This window comes from Paraburkholderia sp. 31.1 (assembly GCF_014397645.1).
GTDB lineage: Bacteria > Pseudomonadota > Gammaproteobacteria > Burkholderiales > Burkholderiaceae > Paraburkholderia > Paraburkholderia tuberum.
The window spans coordinates 1-20573 of sequence record NZ_VZQN01000024.1 but is presented as its reverse complement, the minus strand read 5'-3'; the positions used below and the strand labels follow the sequence as shown (position 1 = coordinate 20573).

The following is a 20573-nucleotide window of genomic DNA, read 5'->3' as shown; positions in this document are numbered from 1 at the left end:
ATCCACCGATTGAGATTGATGCAATCAAAACGATAAGCGGAGACAGCGACAGCATGTTGACCGACTGGACGGGCCTGCCCGCCACCTATGACGACGTGCTTCGTCGGGCGATGGATTCGCTGTTTCGCACGTTCGAAAACTTCAGCGAAGGCACCTTCATCGTCGATGGGCAGGCGCGCGTCGTCTGGATCAACAAGCGGTATGCGGCGCGCTTCGGCTTTGCTGACCCGCAGCAGGCGATCGGCCGGGATTGCGAAGCGGTGATTCCAAACAGTCTGATGCGCGAGGTCGTCAACACCGGCAAGCCGATCCTGCTCGACATCATGGAGACCGATCGCGAGCCGCTCGTCGTCACGCGCCTGCCGCTCAAGGACGATGCCGGCGTGACGATCGGCGCGGTCGGCTTCGCGCTGTTCGACGAGCTGAAAGCGCTGTCGCCCCTCTTTTCGCAGTACTCGCGGTTGCAGCAGGAGCTGATCGCGACGCGTCAGTCGCTTGCGCAGGCGCGCCGCGCGCGCTATACGTTCGGCAGCTTCGTCGGCACGAGCGCGGCGTCGCTCGAAGTGAAGCGCCAGGCGCGGCGCGCGGCGCAACTCGAAGCGCCGGTGCTGCTGCTGGGTGAAACCGGCACCGGCAAGGAGCTGCTCGCGCATGCGATTCACGGCGGCTCGGCGCGCGCGCACAAGCCGCTCGTCAGCGTCAACGTCGCGGCGATTCCCGACACGCTGCTCGAAGTCGAGTTCTTCGGCGCCGCACCCGGCGCGTACACCGGCGCGGATCGCAGGGGGCGGGTCGGCAAGTTCGAGCTCGCCAACGGCGGCACGCTGTTTCTCGACGAGATCGGCGACATGCCGCTGCCGTTGCAGGGCAAGCTGCTGCGCGTGCTGCAGGACAAGGAATTCGAGCCGCTCGGCTCGAATCGGATCGTGCGCGCGGATGTGCGGATCATCGCGGCGACATCGGCCGATCTGCCGGCGCTCGTCGCGGCCGGGCGTTTTCGCGCGGACCTGTTCTACCGGCTCAACGTGCTGACGATCCATGCGCCGGCGCTGCGCGAGCGTCCGTCCGACATCGAGGCGCTTGCCTACGCGATGCTCGAGGATCTGGCCGCGCAGGCAGGCGGCGGCAGCCACTTCGAATTGCACGACGACGCGTTGCGCCTGCTGTGCGCGTACGACTGGCCCGGCAACGTGCGCGAACTGCGCAACACATTGGAGCGCGCCGTGATGCTGTCCGACAGCGAGCGCATCGATGCGCGTATGCTCGCGCCGTTCATCGGCTCGGGGCAGGGCGGTGCGGTGGCACCGGCGCGGACCCCGACTGTCGCGGCCGCCGGCGTGGACGTGGCCGCCAGCGCCGAACCCACCTCGTGGAGCGACGCGATGGCCGCGTTCGAAAAGCGCTTTCTCTGCGACGCGTTGCGCGCGAACGGCGGCCGCGTCATTGACACGGCGAAACAGATCGGCATGGGCCGCGCGACGCTGTACAAGAAGATCGCCGCGCACGGCATCGACGTTTGACTCGCCGCGCCCGGCCAGCCGCACCACGCCAATTGACGCAGCACGAGAGCAGCGTGGCACAATCGCGAGATCGAAAAACAAGACGTGACCGGGGTCTCCATGAAATGCCATTTCTTCTTCGCGCGCCGCTCGCGCGGCATACTGGCCGTCGCCGCGATAGTCGCGCTTGGCGGTTGCAGCAGCAGCGCGCCGCTGTTCCTGCCGGACGGCCGTGCGACCACGCTCGTGCAATGCCCGGTCGGTTCCGACTTGTGCTCGCAACAGGCGGCCGCCAGTTGCAATGGCGCGTTCGACGTCGTGCGCCAGTCGAGCGAGGGCGGTACGTTGAGCCTGATCTACGCCTGCCGCGCGACCGCGAAGTAAGCTACTGATGCCGTGCCGGTGCAATGCCGGCGCGCGCGGCTGGCCGATCCGTTGGCGGCCTTCGGTTTTTTTCACCTGTTCGCAGTTATTCCCTGCCAATTCCCGATACGCTCGCTGACCACGCTCGTGCCATTCCGGTTACCACATGGCCGTCATAAATTCATGCGCCTAATGCGTGTCCGATAAGCGGTTTGCATGCGAATTGGATAAGTAGGCCGCATGCGGCATTTTTACAACGTTGAGTCACCGCGCACCGATTATCCTTTGCGCCCCGACCATGATTTATCTTTACCTTCGGGGCGTCGAACGCAGTCAGTGCGGCAGGCAACGGAACGTGAAATTTGACAGCAGTATTCTTTTTTGAACCGTTGGGATTTAACCCGGCGAGCAGAAATTGCCGGTTTTTCCGACGCAGAAGAAGTTCAGGAAGGTTTTTCCGCTACTGGCGGGCATTACTTTGGGCCGCGCGGGCCAACGCGGCTTCATGCTTTCGATTTTTGCTTCAACACTAATTCAATAAAATCCGGGGAAAGCAATGAATCATCAGCAACTCGAAAAAGACATCGAGCATCTCGAGCACATAATTTCCCATATTTCCGCAGAAGACCGTATTCCTTTGTCTTACTGGCGTAACCGCCTTCAGCACGTTTCCGGCGCGGTTCTCGTACCGGCGCAGGCAACCCGCGTCAAACGCCTCGATGCCGCGCTTTGCGCATTGGAAAAACGGCAGAAAGCCTGAATGTCGTCATTGTGTCCGCCAATCGGGATCGGCAATTAGGAAAGCCGTCGTGTGCGCTTTCGCCGGAGAGGCTTTATCTTTCGGTGTGATCGCCCAAAGCGACCTGGGCGCGCGCACGTTTGCTTTTACCGACACAGGATGAACATGCGGATAGCAGGACTTGCCGCGACCCGGCTCGCGACGCTGACCAACGCGATGCAGGGCTACGTGGAGCGGGGCGAAGTGGCGGGGGTGGTGTCGCTCATATGGCGGCGCGGCGAAATCGGCTACTTCGAACCGACAGGCCTACGCGACGAAGCCGCGCAATTGCCGATGGAGCGCGACACGCTGTTTCGCATCGCGTCGATGACGAAGCCGGTGACGAGCGCCGCGATCATGATGCTGATCGAGGAAGACCGCCTCGCGCTCGATGCGCCCATCTCGCGGTGGCTGCCCGAGCTTGCCGCGCCGCGCGTGCTGCGTGACCCGACCGGCCCGCTCGACCAGACCGATCCATTACGCGCGCCGATTACGGTGCTCGACCTGCTCACGCATCGCGCGGGTTTCGCGTATCACTTCACGGCGACGGGGCCGCTTGGCGAAGCCTACGCCGCCGCGTTCAACGGCTTCGAGGCGAGCGGCGGCAACAGCGCGTGGCTCGCGCGCATCGCCGCGTTGCCGCTGATGTTCCAGCCCGGCTCGCGCTGGCACTACGGCGTGGCGACCGACGTGCTCGGCGTGCTGATAGAACGCGTGAGCGGCATGACTCTTGGGGAGTTTTTCCGCACGCGCATTTTCGCGCCTCTCGGCATGCGCGACACCGCGTTCTGGGTGCCCGACGCACAGCTTGCGCGCCTCGCCACCGCATACAACGTCGATCCCGGCACGCGCCGTCGTGTGGTCGAGGATCATGCGGCGGCGAGCCGCTGGGCCAATCCGCAACGCTTTCAGAGCGGCGGCGGCGGGTTGGTCTCGACCGCCGAGGATTATCTGCGATTCGCGCAACTGCTGCTCGGGCGCGGCCGCGTCGGCGACACGCGGCTGCTGTCGCATCGCTCGGTCGACCTGATGCGCAGCAATTTCCTGAGCCGCGAGCAGCGCCGCCTGCCTGCCTTCGGTCAGGTGATCTGGGCGGGGCAAGGCTTCGGCCTCGGCCTGTCGATCGTCGATGATCCTGCGCAGCAATTGCCGCTCGGCTACCGCTCGCTCGGCTCGTTCGGTTGGCCCGGCGCGTACGGCACGAGCTGGTTCGCCGATCCGGTCGAGAACATGATCGGCCTGATGCTGATCCAGCGCCGCTCGATCGACCCCTTCCCGATGGCCATCGACTTCGAACGCCGCGTCTACGATGCGATCGACGATTGAGCGGGTAGCCGCGCATGCGCTCGGCCGCGCGATTCACTATCCTGTGATTTATTCGTCTGATAGTGTCCGCCAACCATTCATCGCGATTCATCGCAGTGCGTCCAACCGAGGGGGGAACACCGGCATGGCCTCTTACAAACAGCTGACTGCGCAACTCGAAAAACTCCACAAGGAAGTCGCAGCCGCGCGCGAAAAAGAAGTCTCGCAAGCTATCGCCGATATCAAGCAGAAGATTGCCGAATACGACCTGACCGCCGAAGAACTCGGCTTGACGAGCGCCTCGCCGAAGCCGCGCCGCAAGTCGTCGACGACGACGTCCGTCGCCAAGTACCGCAATCCGAAGACCGGCGAAACGTGGAGCGGCCGTGGGCGCTCGCCGGCCTGGCTCGTCGGCAAAAATCGCGAGCGGTTTCTGATCGAAGGTTGAGCTTCGTCGTGGGTGCCGATGCGTCCGTGTTCTCTGAAGTGATGCGTGGTTTGATCCGTTCCGCACCGTTGCAGAGGTCCCGAAAACGCTCACCTTTGCGTGACGCCTGAACTTACACGGCGATATTTACCGATGCGTTCGAGCCTCGCGGGATGCTTCGGTTAGCCAGGCTTTGTCGCGCGACGCACCTCCGCGGGTGCGAATCGCCATCGTGCCGCACCGCCCCGCGCCGCTCGCCGTAAACCCGCGACAGCCTTTGCTGGCGGGCGTTTCCAGGCGTCGAGCAGGAACCTGTTCATAGCGGTGCGAAGCTTTATCGCCGTTTTCCCGCGCATCGCGTTGGTGGCGCCCGCGACCTGGCAGGTGCGTGCATGCGCTTCGCGATCCTCACCTTTGACCGCAAATCGATATTCGCCGCCGTAAGTCCCGAAAACGCTCACCTTTGCCACAAGCATGCGCGGCGCGCCGACGCTCGCGCCGTCGCCCCGTCCGGCGCCGGAGCCCTTTCCCCCGGCCGTCGCGCCAGACGTGTATCATTCGCACCTCGCGCCGTTTTTGCGCCAGCGATTCCCGCATTGTCGAACGCTGGGTCGTGACCCGTTCGCCACCCGTTTTCGGACGCGGCGCGAGCGCCGGCCGATCCGGGCCCGCGCCCGATTCTCGCAGCTCGACGCCGCCGCGCCACGCGCGGCATACCGGCCGCCCACGGCCGCCGGGAACCGCCTGAACCCCTTTCCGTGACCGCCAGACCCGATGTCAGTCTCCGAACTCAAACGCCGCCGCACGTTCGCGGTCATTTCCCACCCGGACGCGGGTAAAACCACGCTCACCGAAAAACTGCTGCTGTTCTCGGGCGCGATCCAGATCGCCGGTACCGTGAAGGGCCGCAAGAGCAACCGCTACGCGACGTCCGACTGGATGGAAATCGAAAAGCAACGCGGCATTTCGGTCGCGAGCTCGGTGATGCAGTTCGAGTACGGCGATTGCGTGATCAACCTGCTCGACACGCCGGGCCACGAGGATTTCTCGGAGGACACCTACCGTGTGCTGACCGCGGTCGACGCCGCCGTGATGGTGATCGACGGCGCGAACGGCGTCGAAGCGCAGACGCTGAAGCTGCTGGAAGTCTGCCGCAGCCGCAAGACGCCGATCGTCACGTTCATCAACAAGCTCGACCGCGAAGTGCGCGAGCCGCTCGAACTGCTCGATGAGATCGAGCAGCACCTCGGCGTGGCGGCGGTGCCTTTCACATGGCCGATCGGCATGGGCAAGGATTTCCAGGGCGTCTACGACGTCCAGCGCGATCAGGTGCGCGTGTTCCGCGCCGGTCAGGACACGGCCGGCGGCGCGGTCGAAACGCTGCAGGCACTGAGCAACGAGGAAGGCGAGCGCCGTTTCGGCCACGCGTGGGTGCGTGCAAAGGAAGAAATCGATCTGATCAGCGGCGCGACGCCCGAGTTCGACCGTGAGCAGTTCCTCGCCGGCCAGCAGTCGCCGGTGCTGTTCGGTTCGGCGATCAACAACTTCGGCGTGAAGGAGATTCTCGATGCGCTGGTCGACCTCGCGCCGCCGCCGTCGATGCGAATGACCGTACAGCGTCCGGTGCAGCCGGAAGAGTCGAAGTTCACCGGCGTCGTGTTCAAGGTGCAGGCGAACATGGACCTCGCGCACCGCGACCGCGTCGCGTTCATCCGCGTGTGTTCGGGACGTTTCGAGCGAGGCATGGCGGTGAAGGTCACGCGCTCGAACAAGACGTTCCGCGCAAACAACGTGGTCACGTTCCTGTCGCAGCGTCGCGAGACGGTGAGCGAGGCGTATCCGGGCGACATCATCGGTATTCCGAACCATGGCACGCTGAGTCTCGGCGATACGCTGACCGAAGGCGAGCAGCTGCAGTTCGTCGGCCTGCCGTTCTTCGCGCCGGAAATTTTCCAGACCGTCGAAGTGGTCGATCCGATGCGCGCGAAGCAGCTCGGCGAAGCGCTGAAGCAGCTCGGCGAGGAAGGCGCGATCCAGGTGTTCCGTCCCGAAGCCGGCGGTCTGATGATTCTCGGCGCGGTCGGGCAACTGCAGTTCGAAGTGGTGTCGCACCGTCTGTCGACGGAATACAAGGTCGTCGTGCGCATGGCGCCGGCGCGTTACCGGCTGTCGCGCTGGGTGACCTGCGACGATGCGGCCGAACTGCGCCGCTTCACCGACTCGTACTCGGCGCGGATCGCGCTCGATGCGTCCGATGCGCCGACCTATCTGGCCTCGCACGTATCGGAGATCGAAGTCGCACAGAAGGCGTGGCCGAAGATCGTGTTCAACGAGTTGCGCGAGCACTCGGGGGCGCCGTTCAGAAAGGCGATGTAAAGCCGCGAGTCCGCTGGTTTCGAAGCAAAAAAGCCGCGTCGTTCGACGCGGCTTTTTACTTTTCCGCCGCAACAACGTCCCGCGCCAGCGCGCGACTTCGCCTATGCTGACGGAACCACCCGCCTCGCCGCGAAGCCGGCTCCAATTCCTGTCCAACCGCATGGAGCGCCCGTGACCGTTCGCAACCTCGACGCCTTGTTTCGCCCGAAATCCGTCGCCGTGATCGGCGCGTCCGAGCGGCCGGGCAGCACCGGCGCGATGGTCTGGGCGCGTGTCCTGGAAGGCGGCTTCGACGGCCCGCTGTGGCCGGTCAATCCGAAGCACGCGACGCTCGGCGTCCACCCGGTGATTGCCGACGTCGGCGATCTGCCGCAGGCGCCCACCGTCGCGGTGATCTGCACGCCGCCCGCGACGTGGCCCTCGCTGATCCATAAGCTCGGTGGCATGGGCACGCGCGCCGTAATCATCGTCGGCGAGGTGCGCAGCGATGAAGACCGGCTCGAACTGCGGCACGCGCTGGCGGCGGCGCGGCCGCATCTGTTGCGCATCGTCGGACCCGGCAGTCTCGGCGTGGTGTCGCCGGCGCTCGGCGCGCATCTGGGCGCGCCGTCGTGCACGGTCAAGGCGGGCGGCGTCGCGTGGGTGTCGCAGTCGAATGCGCTGACCAACGCAGTGCTCGGCTGGGCACGAGCGCGCGGGCTCGGTTTTTCGCACGCGGTGGCGCTCGGAGCGGAGGCCGACGTCGATGCCGGCGACGTGCTCGATTACCTCGCGAGCGACCCCGGCACCCGCGCGATCCTGCTCGAACTCGACAGCGTGCGGGCGGCGCGCAAGTTCATGTCGGCCGCGCGCGCGGCGGCGCGCAACAAGCCGGTGCTCGCGCTGCGCTCCGGCCGCGACGATCCCGCCGACGGTCTCTACACAGCGGCGTTCCGGCGCGCGGGCCTCGTGCGCGTCGACGCGCTCGACGATCTGCTCGACGAAATCGAAACGCTCGGCGTCGGCCGCGTGGCGGCGGGCGCCACCGCCACGCTGATCACTAGCGACCGCGGTCTCGCGACGCTCGCGCGCGACGCGTTCACCGCCGCCGGCGGCCTGCTCGCGCCGTGGCCGGCCGCGGCGTCGGACGCGCTGCGCGAGGCGCTGCCGCTCGCGGTCGGCGGCAATCCGCTGCTGCTCGGCGACGGCGCGCGTCCTGAGCACTTCGGCACCGCGCTGAAGCTGCTCGGCGAGTATCGCGAGACCGGCACCGCCGTCGTGGTGCACGCATCGACGCATGGCGCGCCCGTCGACGACGTCGCGCAGGCGCTGATCGAGCATCAGCGCTTTGCGTATCGCGGGCTGCTCGCGTGCTTTTTCGGCGGTGTCGATGCGACGAGGCGCGACGCGCTGCATGCGCAGGGTATCCCGGTGCACACGACGCCGCAGCGGCTCGCGCGCGCCTTCGCCCGTCTGGTCGATTACCGGCTGGGCCGCGAACTGCTGATGCAAACGCCGGAAGGCCTGCCTGCGCAGATTCCCGAGTCGATCGACGCCGCTCTGGCGCAGGCTCGCGAAGCGTTGGCGGCGGGCGCGAGCGAGCTTGCCGGGGCGGCGGCGGCGCGGTTTCTGTCGCGGTTCGGGTTGCGGGTGGAGGGTGCGCAAGGAGGGGGCGCCCACGCGTCGGGCGCCGATGCCGACGGCGCCGCAAAACCCATCGTCGACGTCGCCGTCGAACTGCACGACGACGACAACTTCGGCCCCGTGTTCCGCTTCGCCGCACCGCCGATCGACGGCGTTTCCAGCGGGTTGCACGTGTACGGCCTGCCGCCGCTCAATCCGATGCTCGCGCGCGACATCGTCACGCGTTCGCACTACGCGAGGCTGGTCGCGCCGGAGCCGACGCTCGCGGCGTTGACGGCGGTGTCGCAAGCGGTTTGCGACGTGCGCGAGATCGTCGGCCTGTCGTTGAAGCTCAGGGTCTACCGGGACCGCGTGACGGTGGTCGATCCCGTGTTGCGGCTCGGCGCGCAGCGCAGCCGTCTCGCGATCGTGCCGTATCCGCGCCGCTTCGAGGAAACGATCGACTGGCAGGGGATGCGTGTAACGGTGCGGCCGATTCGCCCCGAAGACGAAAACGCGCATCGCGAGTTCGTGCAGGCGATGACGCCGGAAGATTTGCGGCTGCGTTTTTTCGCTTCAGTCGGCGCGTTCGACCACTCGCAACTCGCGCGCATGACGCAGATCGACTACGACCGGGAAATGGCGCTGATCGCGACGGTCGACAACGAAGACGGCGTCGCGCAGACGCTCGGCGTGGTGCGTGCGGTGGCCGATCCCGACAACGAGACGGCCGAATTCGCGGTGACCGTGCGCTCGGATCAGAAAGGGCGGCGCCTCGGCCAGTTGCTGATGCAGCGGATCATCGCGTACGCGCGGGCGCGCGACACGCACTGGCTGATCGGTGAAGCGTTGCGCGAGAACACCGCGATGATCGCGCTCGCGAAGGCCAGCGGCTTCACGATCACGCGGACCGATGACCCCGGTGTGGTCGGCTTGCGGATGGCGCTCGACGAAACGGCGGGGGCGGACCCGAAGTCCGCCGCGCAGAACCAGCCGGCGCGTTGAGCGGCTGACGTCGCGAGCCGCTCAACGCATGGCTTCACCGCCTCACGCCGCCAGCTTCTGAGCCGCCTCATCGACCTGCGCGCGCGTGACCGACAGCTCGTCGAGCCATGCCTGCGCATACACGGCGCCGGTTTCGCGTTCGAGCCGCGCGATCGTCGCGGCGCAGCGGTTCGCGTCCTTCAGCGTCGAAATGAACGCTTTCACCGACTCACCGCCCTTGAACGCGTCGAACAGCGGCACGCGAATTTCGTCGGGCAGCGCACGGGTGGTCCATTGGTACGGCTTGCCGTTGAACGTCAGCGACGGCGGCAGCACGCGCTCCTTGCGCACGGCCGGAATCAGGCCGTAGGTGCGCGCCGCTTCGCCGATCTGCTCGGGCGAAAACAGCTCGTCGGGCGTGATGTGGAACTGCTGGATGAAGGTCTCGATGCTTTGCATCGCGGCGGCGCGGTCGTCGCGGCGCTTCTGCGCGTGGGCGACGATGTCGCGCAGTTCGTCGGCTTCTTCGGCGGAGATCGTGAAGCTCGACTGCTTCTGCTGGAGTTCGGAAAAACGCTGGAATTCGGAATCGGTCAGAAGTTTGGCCATTGCTCAATCGATGCGCGCGCATGAGCCCGTCATGCGGCGTTATTTTGGAAGGGCCGCCATTCTAAACCATGTGTGCGTGCGCGCCGCTGCGCAACTTACCGCGCAACTTACCGATCACGCCGCCTGCTCGCGGAACATCGACAGCGCCTGCACCGTGTCGCGCAGCAGCGTGGTGGCCGCTTCGAGCGTCGGCGCGACGTATTCGTCGATCCGCCGCAGATACGGGCAGGTCAGCACCGCGCTCGCCTGTCCCGACGGCGCGAGTATCGGGAACGTCACGTCGGTGACGCCGAAGGTCTGCTGGCTGTCCTTCTGCCAGAAGCCCGCCGCGCGGATGCGCTCGCAGGCCTCCTCCAGCGCGGCGAGATCGAGCGTCACTTCGCCCTTCACCTTCGTGTGCTCCGCCAGCATCTGCTGGCGCTGCTCGACGCTCTGGAACGCGAGCATCACGCGCCCCGAACCGGTGTCGATCAGGCCGACCCGCGAACCGAGCCGCACTGACATGCCCCATGTGCCCGGTCCGTCGACTTGCGCAATCACCAGCAGGTTGCCGCGGTCGTAGACGACGAGGTGGCAAGACTGCTCGGCCGCGTCGGCGAAACGCTGCATCAGCGGCAGCGCTTCTGCGATCAGCCGGTTCATTGGCGGATGACGGTGCGCGAGCGCGAACAGCTTCAGGCTCAGCGAGTAGCGGTCGCCAGCCGCCGAGCGCACCACGTATTGGCGCGCGACGAGGCGTTCGAGCATCCGGTACATCTCGCTTGCGTTGCGGCCCAGCTGTCGCGTGATTTCGGCGCGCGTGAGTCCTTCCTTCTGCTCGGACAGTAGCTCGAGAATGTCGAGGCCTTTATCCAGCGCGGGGGCGCGATAGCGGTCGTCGTCCTTGTCTTCGGCGTCCATCTTGAGGGTCCGAGAATTCCGTGTGGAGTTCTGATTATCTGGTGTGCGCGGGCGAGTGCGTAGCATTTCGCGAACTGGATGGCCTATGTCCAGGGAAAACCCAGGCATCCGCGCCGCGTAGTTTTCTTGACTTGGAAAAATTCGAATATGAATAATACGTTCATTGGTGAATGAATGCACTTCCCAAGCGGTGCGCGGAGTGTGACCGCCGCACCCTCGCCGCCGCATGGTAAAAAGACCACAAATCTGGAGACACGCTCATGTCGGCATCGATCGTATCGAAAATCGGGCAGCGGCGCCGTATCGGCCGCGGCTCGTTGCTGGTGAGCGGACTGGGGCTCGGCACGGCGCCGCTCGGCGGCCTGTACCGCGACCTGTCCGACGAGGAGGCCCAAGCGACGATCGCCGCCGCCTGGGACGCGGGTGTGCGCTACTTCGACACCGCGCCGCACTACGGCAACACCAAGGCCGAGCATCGGCTCGGCGCCGCGCTGCGCCACTATCCGCGCGGCGAGTATGTGCTGTCGACCAAGGTCGGCCGCCGCTTCGTGCCGCGCACGTCGCCATTCGACGACCGCGAAGGCTGGCAGAATCCGCTGCCGTTCGAAGCGATCTACGACTACACGCACGACGGCATTCTGCGTTCGTTCGAGGACAGCCAGCAGCGCCTCGGCATCATCGATATCGACGTCCTGCTCGTGCATGACATCGGTCGCGTCACGCACGGCGACCAGCATCCGCACTACTGGCGGCAACTGACCGAAGGGGGCGGCTTCCGTGCGCTCGAGCGCCTGCGCTCGACGGGCGCGATCAAGGCGCTCGGCCTCGGCGTCAACGAGGGCGCGGTGATCCTCGACGCGATGGCCGAGTGCGAGATCGATTGCGCGTTGCTCGCGGGCCGTTATACGCTGCTCGAGCAGACCACCCTCGACGACCTGCTGCCCGCCTGCGAGGCGCGCGGCGTCAGCATCCTGCTCGGCGGCGCGTTCAATTCGGGCATTCTGGCGCGGGGCGTCGAAGGCGATCTGAAGTTCAATTACGGCGCCGCGCCGCCCGAGGTGATCGAGCGCGTCGCGCGTCTGGAGGCGGTATGCCGCGCCCATGACGTGCCGCTCGCCGCCGCCGCGTTGCAGTTTCCGTATGCGCACCCGGCGGTCGCCACCGTGCTGACCGGCGCGCGTAGCGCCGACGAATTGCGCGAGAACGTCGCGTCGTTCGAACTGCCGATCCCCGCGGCCTTGTGGTCCGCATTGCGCGACGCGGGCCTGCTCGACCCCCGTGCGCCCGCGCCCGAGGACTGATCCGACCATGCCGATCGACGCTCACCAGCACTACTGGGACCCCGCGCGGGGTGACTACGAGTGGCTGACGCCGGAACTGAAAATCCTCTACCGGCCGTTCGGGCCTGATGATCTGAAGCCGTTGCGCGAACAGGCCGGCATCGAGCGGACCGTGGTCGTGCAGGCCGCGCCGACGCTCGACGAAACCCGCTACCTGCTTGACATCGCGCGGCACGAGCCGTCGATCGCGGGCGTGGTCGGCTGGGTGCCGCTGTTGTTGCCGAACGCGCCCGATCTGATCGAGGTGCTCGCGCGCGAGCCGAAGTTCAAGGGCGTGCGGCCGATGCTTCAGGATCTGCCCGACGACGGCTGGATCGCCAACCCCGATCTCGCGCCGGCGATCGAGGCGCTGATCGCGCACGATCTCGCGTTCGATGCGCTGATCTACGCGCGTCACGTGCAATACGTCGAGGTCTTCGCGCAGCGTTTTCCGGCGCTGCGCATGGTGGTCGATCATGGCGCGAAGCCGCCGATCCGCTACGGCCAGGCGGGCTACCCGGTATGGCGCGACGCGATCACGCGGCTCGCCGCGCTGCCGCAGGTGCACTGCAAGCTGTCGGGTCTCGCGACCGAGGCCTCGCCCGGCTGGACCGAGGACACGCTGCGGCCCTACGTCGAGCATCTGCTGAACACTTTCGGTCCCGCGCGGCTGATGTGGGGCAGCGACTGGCCGGTGCTCGAACTGAACGGCGACTATCTGCTGTGGCATTCGGTGGCGACCACGCTCGTCGCGTCGTTGAGCGACGCCGAGCGCGACGCCGTGTTCGGCGAGAACGCCGCCGCGTTTTATCGGCTTGGATTTCGTTAGCAGCCCATTCAACTGGAGTCGTAGATGACACAAAGACTGGCCGGCAAAACGGCCCTGATCACCGCGGCGGGACAAGGTATCGGTCTCGCCACCGCCGAACTGTTCGCGCGCGAAGGCGCGCGCGTGATCGCCACCGATATCCGCATCGACGGACTCGCCGGCAAGCCGGTCGAGGCGCGCAAGCTCGACGTGCTCGATGGCGCGGCGATCAAGGCGCTCGCCGCGGAAGTCGGCACGATCGACGTGCTGTTCAACTGCGCGGGCTTCGTACACTCGGGCAATATCCTCGAATGCAGCGAGGAGGACTGGGATTTCGCGTTCGACCTCAACGCGAAGGCCATGTACCGTATGATTCGCGCGTTCTTGCCGGCCATGCTGGAGAAGGGCGGCGGCTCGATCATCAACATGTCGTCGGCGGCGTCGAGCGTGAAGGGCGTGCCGAATCGCTTCGCGTACGGCGCGTCGAAGGCCGCGGTGGTCGGGCTGACGAAGTCCGTCGCTGCGGATTTCGTCACGCGTGGTGTACGCTGTAACGCGATTTGCCCGGGCACGGTGTCCTCGCCGTCGCTCGAACAGCGAATCGCCGCGCAGGCTCAGGCGCAGGGCGCGTCGCTCGATGCGGTGCAGGCCGCCTTCGTCGCGCGTCAGCCGATGGGCCGCATCGGCAAGCCGGAGGAGATCGCCGCGCTCGCGCTGTATCTCGCGTCCGACGAGTCGTCGTTCACGACGGGCCAACTCCATGTAATCGACGGCGGATGGTCGAACTGATTCTGATTGACTGACGAACCGGACACTACTGAACGTAAAGGGAAGTGCAACGATGAAATTGCTTCGTTATGGGCCGAAAGGCCAGGAAAAGCCGGGCCTGCTCGACGCGCAAGGCAAGATTCGCGATTTGTCGAAGGTGGTGGGCGATATCGACGGCGCTGGGCTCGGCGATGAAAGTCTCGCGAAACTGCGCGCGCTCGATCCGGCAACGCTCCCGGTCGTCGAAGGTAATCCGCGCGTTGGACCGTGCGTCGGCAAGATCGGCAAGTTCATCTGCATCGGCCTGAACTATGCGGATCACGCGGCGGAATCGAATCTGCCGGTACCGGCGGAACCGGTCATCTTCAACAAGTGGACGAGCGCGATCAGCGGCCCGAACGACGACATCGAAATCCCGCGCGGTTCGAAGAAGACCGACTGGGAAGTGGAACTCGGCGTCGTGATCGGCAAGGCGGCGAAGTATGTCGACGAAGCAAACGCGCTCGAGCATGTGGCCGGCTACTGCGTCGTCAACGACGTGTCGGAGCGCGAATGGCAGATCGAGCGCGGCGGCACGTGGGACAAGGGCAAGGGCTTCGACACGTTCGGCCCGATCGGCCCGTGGGTCGTCACGCGCGACGAAGTCGCCGATCCCCAGAACCTGAGCCTGTGGCTCGAAGTGGACGGCCATCGCTACCAGAACGGCAGCACGAAGACGATGATCTTCAGTGTCGCGAAGCTGGTGTCGTATGTGTCGCAGTGCATGAGCCTGCAGCCGGGCGACGTTATCTCGACCGGCACGCCGCCGGGCGTGGGCATGGGTGTGAAGCCGAACCCGGTGTTTCTGAAGCCGGGGCAGACGGTGCGTCTGGGTATCGAAGGGCTGGGCGAGCAGACGCAAAAGACTTACGCGGCGGAGTAACGCGCTTTCTCTTTCCGTCATATCGCCGTAAATGAAAGGCCGTTCCTGTTTCGCGCAGGAGCGGCTTTTTTCATGGCGTTCCGGCTTTAACTCCCCGCCTCCTGCTCCCCGTTCTCTCCAATCCGATTCACGGTCCCCTGCGCGACCGCCACCAGCTTCTCGCGGTTCCCCTCCATCACGAACACGCTGCACTGGCAGGTCGCCTGATGCCTGCCCGCATAGACCACGCTGGCGCGCGCGATCAGCGTGCCCTTCACTGCCGGGCGCAGATAATTGATCTTGTACTCACCTGTCACGACTCTCGGACCCAGCGACAGCGCGCCAGCGAACGTCAACGCATTGTCGGCGAGATAGCTGATGACGCCGCCATGTACGAAGCCATTGTGCTGCCGCAGTTCATCCCGAATCGGTAGACATAGGGTGAGCTCGTCGCTGCCGGCGTGCATCAGCTCCGCGCCTAGCAGCATGCTGAACGGCTGGGCGTGCAGTGCGCCGCGCGCCCGGTCGAGTAGGTCGGTCATCGTGGTTCCTTCGTGCAGGGTCTGGGTAGTGCATCGGTGCAACAAAACATCCGCGCGGCGTGCGCCACGCGGTCCCTACCCACTCTAGGAAGTGCCGCTGCGCTGCGCAAGGTGATTCGTCGCGACCAGCGGCGCATTGTTGCGCAAAGCAACCGCAATCGCGACGATCGACGATGAAACCTGCACGTAGAGCGCTTTTTGCTGGAATTGGCCTCAAGCCGCCAATCGGCCTGCCGTTAACCCTGATGTACCTCCGTTATCCTTTGTTCCCAGGTGTCCACGATGTTCAGCAAGATCAAGGTCGCATCCGGCCTGCTATGTGTTCTGGCCGCGTTCTGCGTCTTCCAGCTCGTCACGGTAGGGTTGGGCTTCTGGTCACTGACGCGCACGCACGACGACGTCGGCGATCTGTCGAACATCGCGCTGAAGCAGGTCGACGCGGTCAACCAGACGACGCAGCGCCTGATGGACGCGCGCATCAACCTGTCGCGTGCCGGCACGCGCATGGTGCGCAGGGGCACCGAGCCCACGGACATCGTGCAGCACGCTCGCGACCAGCTCGCCGCCGCCGATCAGTCTTTCGCGGCCTTCATGAGCGCGCAGAAGACCAGCGACGAAAACAGCGCGCGCGCCGCCGCGCTCGCCGAACGCTACAAGACGCTGCATGGCGCGCTCGCGGAGCTAGCGCAGTATCTCGACTCGAACAACATCCAGGCCTTCCTCGATCAGCCGACGCAGTCGTTTCAGGACGCTTATCTGGCGGAAGTGCACAACTTTGGGCAATTCGGCGACGCCGCGAGCCGCGCGTCGCTCGATTCGATCGATGCGCGCGTGGCGGCGTTTCGCATCGTCAGCGTGGTGATTTTGCTCGTGCTCGTCGCCGGCACGCTCGCCGTCTATACGGCGCTGCGCCGCGGCGTCGTGGCATCGCTCGAGGAAGCGGGCCGCCACTTCGAGCGCATCGCCCAAGGCCGTCTCGATCAACCGATCGCCGCACGTGGCAGCAACGAGATCGGCCGTCTGTTCTCGGGCCTCGCGACGATGCAGGCAAGCGTCGCACGCACCGTCCAGAGCGTGCGCGAATCGGCCGACTCGATCCATCTTGGCGCCAACGAGATCGCGACCGGCAACGCCGATCTGTCGGCGCGCACCGAAAACCAGGCGGCATCGCTCGAGGAAACGGCATCGAGCATGGAGGAACTCACAGCGACCGTGCGCCAGAACGCCGATCATGCGCGCGAAGCCAATGCGCTCGCCGAGACCGCGCTTGGCGCGACGTCGCGCGGCAGTGAAGTCGTCAATCAGGTGGTCGACAAGATGCGCGGCATCGCGCAGAGCTCCGACAAGATCGCCGAGATCATCTCGGTGATCGACGGTATCGCATTCCAAACCAACATCCTTGCGCTGAATGCCGCCGTCGAGGCGGCGCGCGCGGGCGAGCAGGGCCGCGGCTTCGCGGTCGTGGCCGGCGAAGTGCGCGGCCTCGCGCAACGCAGCGCGCAGTCGGCGAAGGAAATCAAGACGCTGATCAGCGAATCGGTCGCGGAGATTCGGGGCGGCTCGACGCTCGTCGAGCGCGCCGGTGAAGCGATGAGTCATGTGTCGGCGTCGATCTCGCGCGTCACGCAGATGATGGCCGAAATCAGCGCGTCGTCGCTCGAGCAGAGCACCGGCATCGAGCAGGTGAATCAGGCGGTCGTGCAGATGGACGAGATGACGCAGCAGAACGCGGCGCTCGTCGAGCAGGCCGCGGCGGCGGCGGCTTCGCTACATCAGCAAACCGAGCAATTGAAACAGGCCGTTTCCGTGTTCGAAATTTCTGAAAGTGTGTTGCGCACGCAACAGCGCGGAGCAATGTCCGTCGCAAACGCAGAATTCGCATTAACCGGAATGCATGCGCTTTAAAGCGGCGACGCTTGAAAACGGACGCAGAAATAGAAAATGGCCCGCGTAAAGCGAGCCATTTTGCATTAGACGCAAGCGCCTATCGTGACGTCCAAGTCTGTCTCAAAGTACCCGAAGGAACTTAGACCGGCTGGATGTTTGCAGCCTGCTTGCCCTTCGGGCCTTGCTTGACTTCGAACGACACTTTCTGGTTTTCCTGCAAGGACTTGAAGCCCGAAGACTGGATTTCCGAGAAGTGTGCAAACAGGTCTTCGCCGCCGTCGTCCGGGGTGATGAAGCCAAAGCCCTTTGCATCGTTAAACCACTTAACAGTACCTGTTGCCATTTTTGATCCAAATAAATGTTGTGTATTGCATCGCGACCGCAATCGCTCCAATGCGAGAGCGAGCGCGAGGGGAGAGTTGTATCACGTCTTTATGACAGACGCCAATCAACCTGCGTCCGGGTATTCCCCGGTTTTGATGTTTTTTCGCGCTTTGAGAACGTCTGACGAGAACTTTTTTTGCGCCAGGGTTTACCACCAACATCAAATTTCTCTCGCGACCCGGCGGCGGACATTCGTCCGTGCGTGCCGCACTTTATTGAGGCGATCAAGCGTGGAACTTCATCTATCACTGGCCAAATTCGGCTAAGTTCCCGCTCGAAATTCGGCGTCCACAGGCAGCGCCGCGTAGGCGGTGGCCAGATGATAAGGCGTCGTTGACGGCATGTCCGTACGTGCAATTTCGCCGCTCGATGTCTTGCATTCGAACCAGCCGTGTTCATGCAAAAAGCATCGCTGAAAACGTGCGATCTGTTGCGGCAGCGCCGCGCGCACGGCCGGATCGTCGTGACTGGCGAGCGCGCGCAGATATTCCGTCTGCGCCCAGATCCGCTGGGTCGCGTCGCTGACCTTGCCAGCCTCGTCGAGCGATGCGCACACGCCGCCGTTGTCCGGGTTCACGCCATGCTGCTGCGCGAAGGTGAAGGCGCGCGCCAGCGCGTCGGTTAGCCCCGTGCCGTCGAACAGCGCGCCCGCCTGCCTGACCAGCCAGTACCACTCGAACTGATGTCCCGGCTCCAGACGGTTGCCGCTCGCGCCGATAGGCAATTCGGCGATACAGCCGCTCGGCGCATGCACGAAGTGTCGCGCGACCGCGCCAGCGAGGCGTCGCAACGCGGCGCCGAAGACGTTGTCGCGCGTCGCCTCGCAGGCGGCGAGCCACGCTTCGGTCAGGTGCATCAGCGGATTCTGCAACGGCGTGGCGGTGACCTTCGAAAAGTCGAGGTTGAGCGCGGCGTTGAACAGATCGCCGTCGGCGGCGAAGTTCGACTGGATCAGCGCGGTCGTGCTGTGCACGAGCTTCAGCGCGTCGAGGTTGTCGGAGCGCCGCGCGTATTCCGCGCACGCGAACACGACGAACGCGTGCGTATAGAGGTCCTTGGTGGTGTCGAGCGGCAGGCCGAGCGCGTCGACGCTGTAGAACCATCCGCCGTGGTCGGCGTCCCGAAAGGTGCGGGTCAGCGAATCGAACAGCACGCGCGCGTGTTCCATGTCGCCCGCTTGTGCAAATGTGAACAGCTGCCGCGCGCATGCCATCGCCCGATAGCGTTGCGCGGGCAGCGGCTCGCCTCCGGTGGCGTCGAGCGCTTCGTAGGGCAGCTGCAACGCGTGATTGAAGCCGGGCCCGCGCCACATCGGCAGCACCACGTTCGCGAAGTGCTCGCGCAGCGCGGTCGCGGCGGTGGTCGTCGAAGCAGGGGGAGGGGGCGTGCTTGGCATCGTCGGTTGGTTCGGGCGCGCAACGCGCGCAGTGTGTCGAGGCAGTGTTCAGCGCGGCGTTTCAGGATTCCGCTCGCCGAGACTGCTGCGGTGTGCGGCCTAGCATAAAGCAAACGCCTCGCGCTGACAGCTTGGGTCAAGCATCCGAAATGCTCGACGCTGCGCTCGCCTTCGGCACTGGCAGGGCGTGCGGGAATTCCAGGGCGACGACGCGAGGTCGTGAAAGGCGCGAGGCGCGCGAAAGGGCGCAAATCGTCGGGGAATGGCTTCGGCACGGGCGGAGCGCCATGCGACAATGCTGGCTCTAAATATTCCAATGGCAATGACAAGCGGCATCCGGCGCCCCGTTCCTGGCGACGACCGCTTTTTCCTCTATGGCAGATTCCGTAGCATCCCCGCAGTCCATGCCCCCGCGCGTCGCTTCGAAGAAGCAGCGCCAGGGCGCCGTCTCCACCGAAACCGAAAACAAGCTGGCGCGCGCGGCGCGCTCGGCGCAACGCCTCGCGCAACTGAGCAGCGTCGCGCGCGACGACAGCACGCTCGACCTGTTCCCCGACGATCCGACCCGCGCGACGCTCGAGGCGATGAACATCGACGTCCGCCAAGGCACGCTGCACGGCTTCGAACTGCCGGACGTGGTGCTGCAGGCGGTCGGCGTATTCGATGAACACGGGTCGCTCGACAAAACTGCGCGCCGCGCACCGCGTGCGGCGAAGCTGGATGCGCCGATGCCGGTGAACGGGCAGTTGAGCGGGTTTGACGTCGAGCCGGTGATGGCGGTTGCGGATGCGTCTGCAAACAAGCCCGCAAACGAGCCCGCAAACGAGCCCGCAAACGAGCCCGCAAACGAGCCCGCAAACGAGCCCGCAAACGAGCCCGCGAACGGCGCCCCCGACGGCTCAGCGCCGAACGCCGCAGCAAACACCGACGACAAGCCCGCGGCAACGTCGCGTGAGCCATCCGCGCCGCCCAGCTCGGCGATGGCCGCCGCGACCGTCGCGCGCAGCGTGACCGCGTTGCGCCAGGCGGCCGAAGCGGAGTCGGCTGCGACGGCGGGCGCGGGCAAGCCACAGCAGCGTTTCGCCGCGACGTTCGCGAAAGCCGCGACGGCATCGCGCGATGCCGCAGTTGCTACCGCCCCGGCTTCGCTTGCAACGTCCGCTGCGACCGACGGCAGTAGCATGAGCCAGTCCGCCGACGAGCCCGCGACGCGTACGCAATCCGCCTCGCCAGAGGCCTTGACCACGAAACAGGACGACAAGCTCTCCGCCACCGCGCAGTTGACGACACCCCGGTCCTCGTCCGCAGACAACCACGCCGGATTCGCCACTTCCTCGCGTGACGCGCGCCGCACCGACGCGGCCGCCGCCGCGCTACGCTCGGAGCCGGAACTCGACCGCGCGCGCGCCACCGCGTTCGCCGATACGGTCGATGCGCTCTACGGCGTGATCGCCGATCAACGCCGCGCCGCGACCGATCATTCGCGGCGCGTGAAATGGATGCTATCGATCGTGGTCGGTGCGCTGCTGGTGACGGTGACGATCGGCATCGCGCAGACGCTGCTGCTGATGCGCCTCACGCGTGAGACGACGGCCCAGCAACACCGCATCGAACAGATGATGCAGAACCAGCAAGCGGCGATGGTGAGCCTGCTCGACGTGCATACGGCGACAGCGAACGCCGCCTCGGCGCCCGCCGCCACGACCCCCACCGCAGCGAACGGCC

Annotated in this window: 18 protein-coding genes; 13 read left to right on the top strand and 5 right to left on the bottom strand. The window is 65.5% G+C overall.

Going from position 1 to position 20573, the window contains the following annotated elements; translation table 11 throughout:
- Positions 1–53: 53 nt before the first annotated feature.
- From F6X37_RS19510 to F6X37_RS19480, 7 genes are all read left to right on the top strand, one after another.
- Positions 54–1520 carry a sigma-54 interaction domain-containing protein gene (locus F6X37_RS19510; protein ID WP_187612447.1) on the top strand — a complete coding sequence of 489 codons (1467 nt, stop codon included), beginning with the start codon at positions 54–56 and terminating at the stop codon, positions 1518–1520.
- Positions 1521–1619: 99 nt separating this feature from the next.
- The gene (locus tag F6X37_RS19505; RefSeq protein ID WP_187612446.1) at positions 1620–1883 is read left to right on the top strand and encodes a hypothetical protein; all 264 of its coding nucleotides are present in this window, start codon (positions 1620–1622) and stop codon (positions 1881–1883) included.
- A gap of 535 nt (positions 1884–2418) precedes the next feature.
- Complete coding sequence (locus F6X37_RS19500; RefSeq protein ID WP_084754379.1) at positions 2419–2622, top strand: hypothetical protein; 204 nt, start codon at positions 2419–2421, stop codon at positions 2620–2622.
- 144 nt (positions 2623–2766) lie between these two features.
- Positions 2767–3966 carry a serine hydrolase domain-containing protein gene (locus tag F6X37_RS19495; RefSeq protein ID WP_187612510.1) on the top strand — a complete coding sequence of 400 codons (1200 nt, stop codon included), beginning with the start codon at positions 2767–2769 and terminating at the stop codon, positions 3964–3966.
- Positions 3967–4090: 124 nt separating this feature from the next.
- Positions 4091–4393, top strand: coding sequence for an H-NS family nucleoid-associated regulatory protein (locus F6X37_RS19490; protein ID WP_184057608.1), 303 nt, complete (start codon positions 4091–4093; stop codon positions 4391–4393).
- Between the two features lie 753 nt (positions 4394–5146).
- Complete coding sequence (locus F6X37_RS19485) at positions 5147–6748, top strand: peptide chain release factor 3 (RefSeq protein WP_090808225.1); 1602 nt, start codon at positions 5147–5149, stop codon at positions 6746–6748.
- A 171-nt stretch (positions 6749–6919) separates the two neighbouring features.
- Complete coding sequence (locus tag F6X37_RS19480; protein WP_187612445.1) at positions 6920–9355, top strand: GNAT family N-acetyltransferase; 2436 nt, start codon at positions 6920–6922, stop codon at positions 9353–9355.
- A 42-nt stretch (positions 9356–9397) separates the two neighbouring features.
- Here F6X37_RS19480 and F6X37_RS19475 read toward each other — a convergent pair whose 3' ends face one another.
- Complete coding sequence (locus F6X37_RS19475) at positions 9398–9943, bottom strand: hypothetical protein (RefSeq protein WP_187612444.1); 546 nt, start codon at positions 9941–9943, stop codon at positions 9398–9400.
- A gap of 114 nt (positions 9944–10057) precedes the next feature.
- Positions 10058–10843, bottom strand: a complete 786-nt coding sequence (locus tag F6X37_RS19470; RefSeq protein ID WP_187612443.1) for an IclR family transcriptional regulator — start codon at positions 10841–10843, stop codon at positions 10058–10060.
- A gap of 260 nt (positions 10844–11103) precedes the next feature.
- Between F6X37_RS19470 and F6X37_RS19465 the strand changes: the two genes are divergently transcribed.
- From F6X37_RS19465 to F6X37_RS19450, 4 genes are read left to right on the top strand one after another with little or no spacing between them, the layout of a single operon-like run.
- Entirely contained in the window at positions 11104–12144 is a 1041-nt protein-coding gene (locus F6X37_RS19465) for an aldo/keto reductase (RefSeq protein ID WP_187612442.1), read from the top strand.
- Between the two features lie 7 nt (positions 12145–12151).
- Positions 12152–12991 carry an amidohydrolase family protein gene (locus F6X37_RS19460; protein ID WP_187612441.1) on the top strand — a complete coding sequence of 280 codons (840 nt, stop codon included), beginning with the start codon at positions 12152–12154 and terminating at the stop codon, positions 12989–12991.
- Positions 12992–13015: 24 nt separating this feature from the next.
- The gene (locus F6X37_RS19455) at positions 13016–13759 is read left to right on the top strand and encodes an SDR family oxidoreductase (protein WP_018424084.1); all 744 of its coding nucleotides are present in this window, start codon (positions 13016–13018) and stop codon (positions 13757–13759) included.
- A gap of 52 nt (positions 13760–13811) precedes the next feature.
- Positions 13812–14660: an ureidoglycolate lyase gene (locus tag F6X37_RS19450; RefSeq protein ID WP_187612440.1), complete on the top strand. Its 849-nt coding sequence runs from the start codon at positions 13812–13814 to the stop codon at positions 14658–14660.
- An 86-nt stretch (positions 14661–14746) separates the two neighbouring features.
- Here F6X37_RS19450 and F6X37_RS19445 read toward each other — a convergent pair whose 3' ends face one another.
- The gene (locus tag F6X37_RS19445; protein ID WP_187612439.1) at positions 14747–15181 is read right to left on the bottom strand and encodes a PaaI family thioesterase; all 435 of its coding nucleotides are present in this window, start codon (positions 15179–15181) and stop codon (positions 14747–14749) included.
- A gap of 282 nt (positions 15182–15463) precedes the next feature.
- Between F6X37_RS19445 and F6X37_RS19440 the strand changes: the two genes are divergently transcribed.
- Complete coding sequence (locus tag F6X37_RS19440) at positions 15464–17086, top strand: methyl-accepting chemotaxis protein (RefSeq protein ID WP_187612438.1); 1623 nt, start codon at positions 15464–15466, stop codon at positions 17084–17086.
- A 121-nt stretch (positions 17087–17207) separates the two neighbouring features.
- Here the strand turns inward: F6X37_RS19440 and F6X37_RS19435 are convergent, their stop codons facing one another.
- Both F6X37_RS19435 and F6X37_RS19430 read right to left on the bottom strand, forming a co-directional pair.
- Positions 17208–17411 (bottom strand): cold-shock protein, encoded by a 204-nt coding sequence (locus tag F6X37_RS19435; RefSeq protein ID WP_018424088.1) that lies wholly within the window; start codon positions 17409–17411, stop codon positions 17208–17210.
- 303 nt (positions 17412–17714) lie between these two features.
- A complete protein-coding gene (locus F6X37_RS19430) occupies positions 17715–18848 on the bottom strand; it encodes an AGE family epimerase/isomerase (RefSeq protein WP_187612437.1) in 1134 nt (377 codons plus the stop codon).
- Positions 18849–19222: 374 nt separating this feature from the next.
- Between F6X37_RS19430 and F6X37_RS19425 the strand changes: the two genes are divergently transcribed.
- A partial coding sequence (locus F6X37_RS19425; RefSeq protein WP_187612436.1) for a hypothetical protein occupies positions 19223–20573 on the top strand: 1351 nt, incomplete at its 3' end.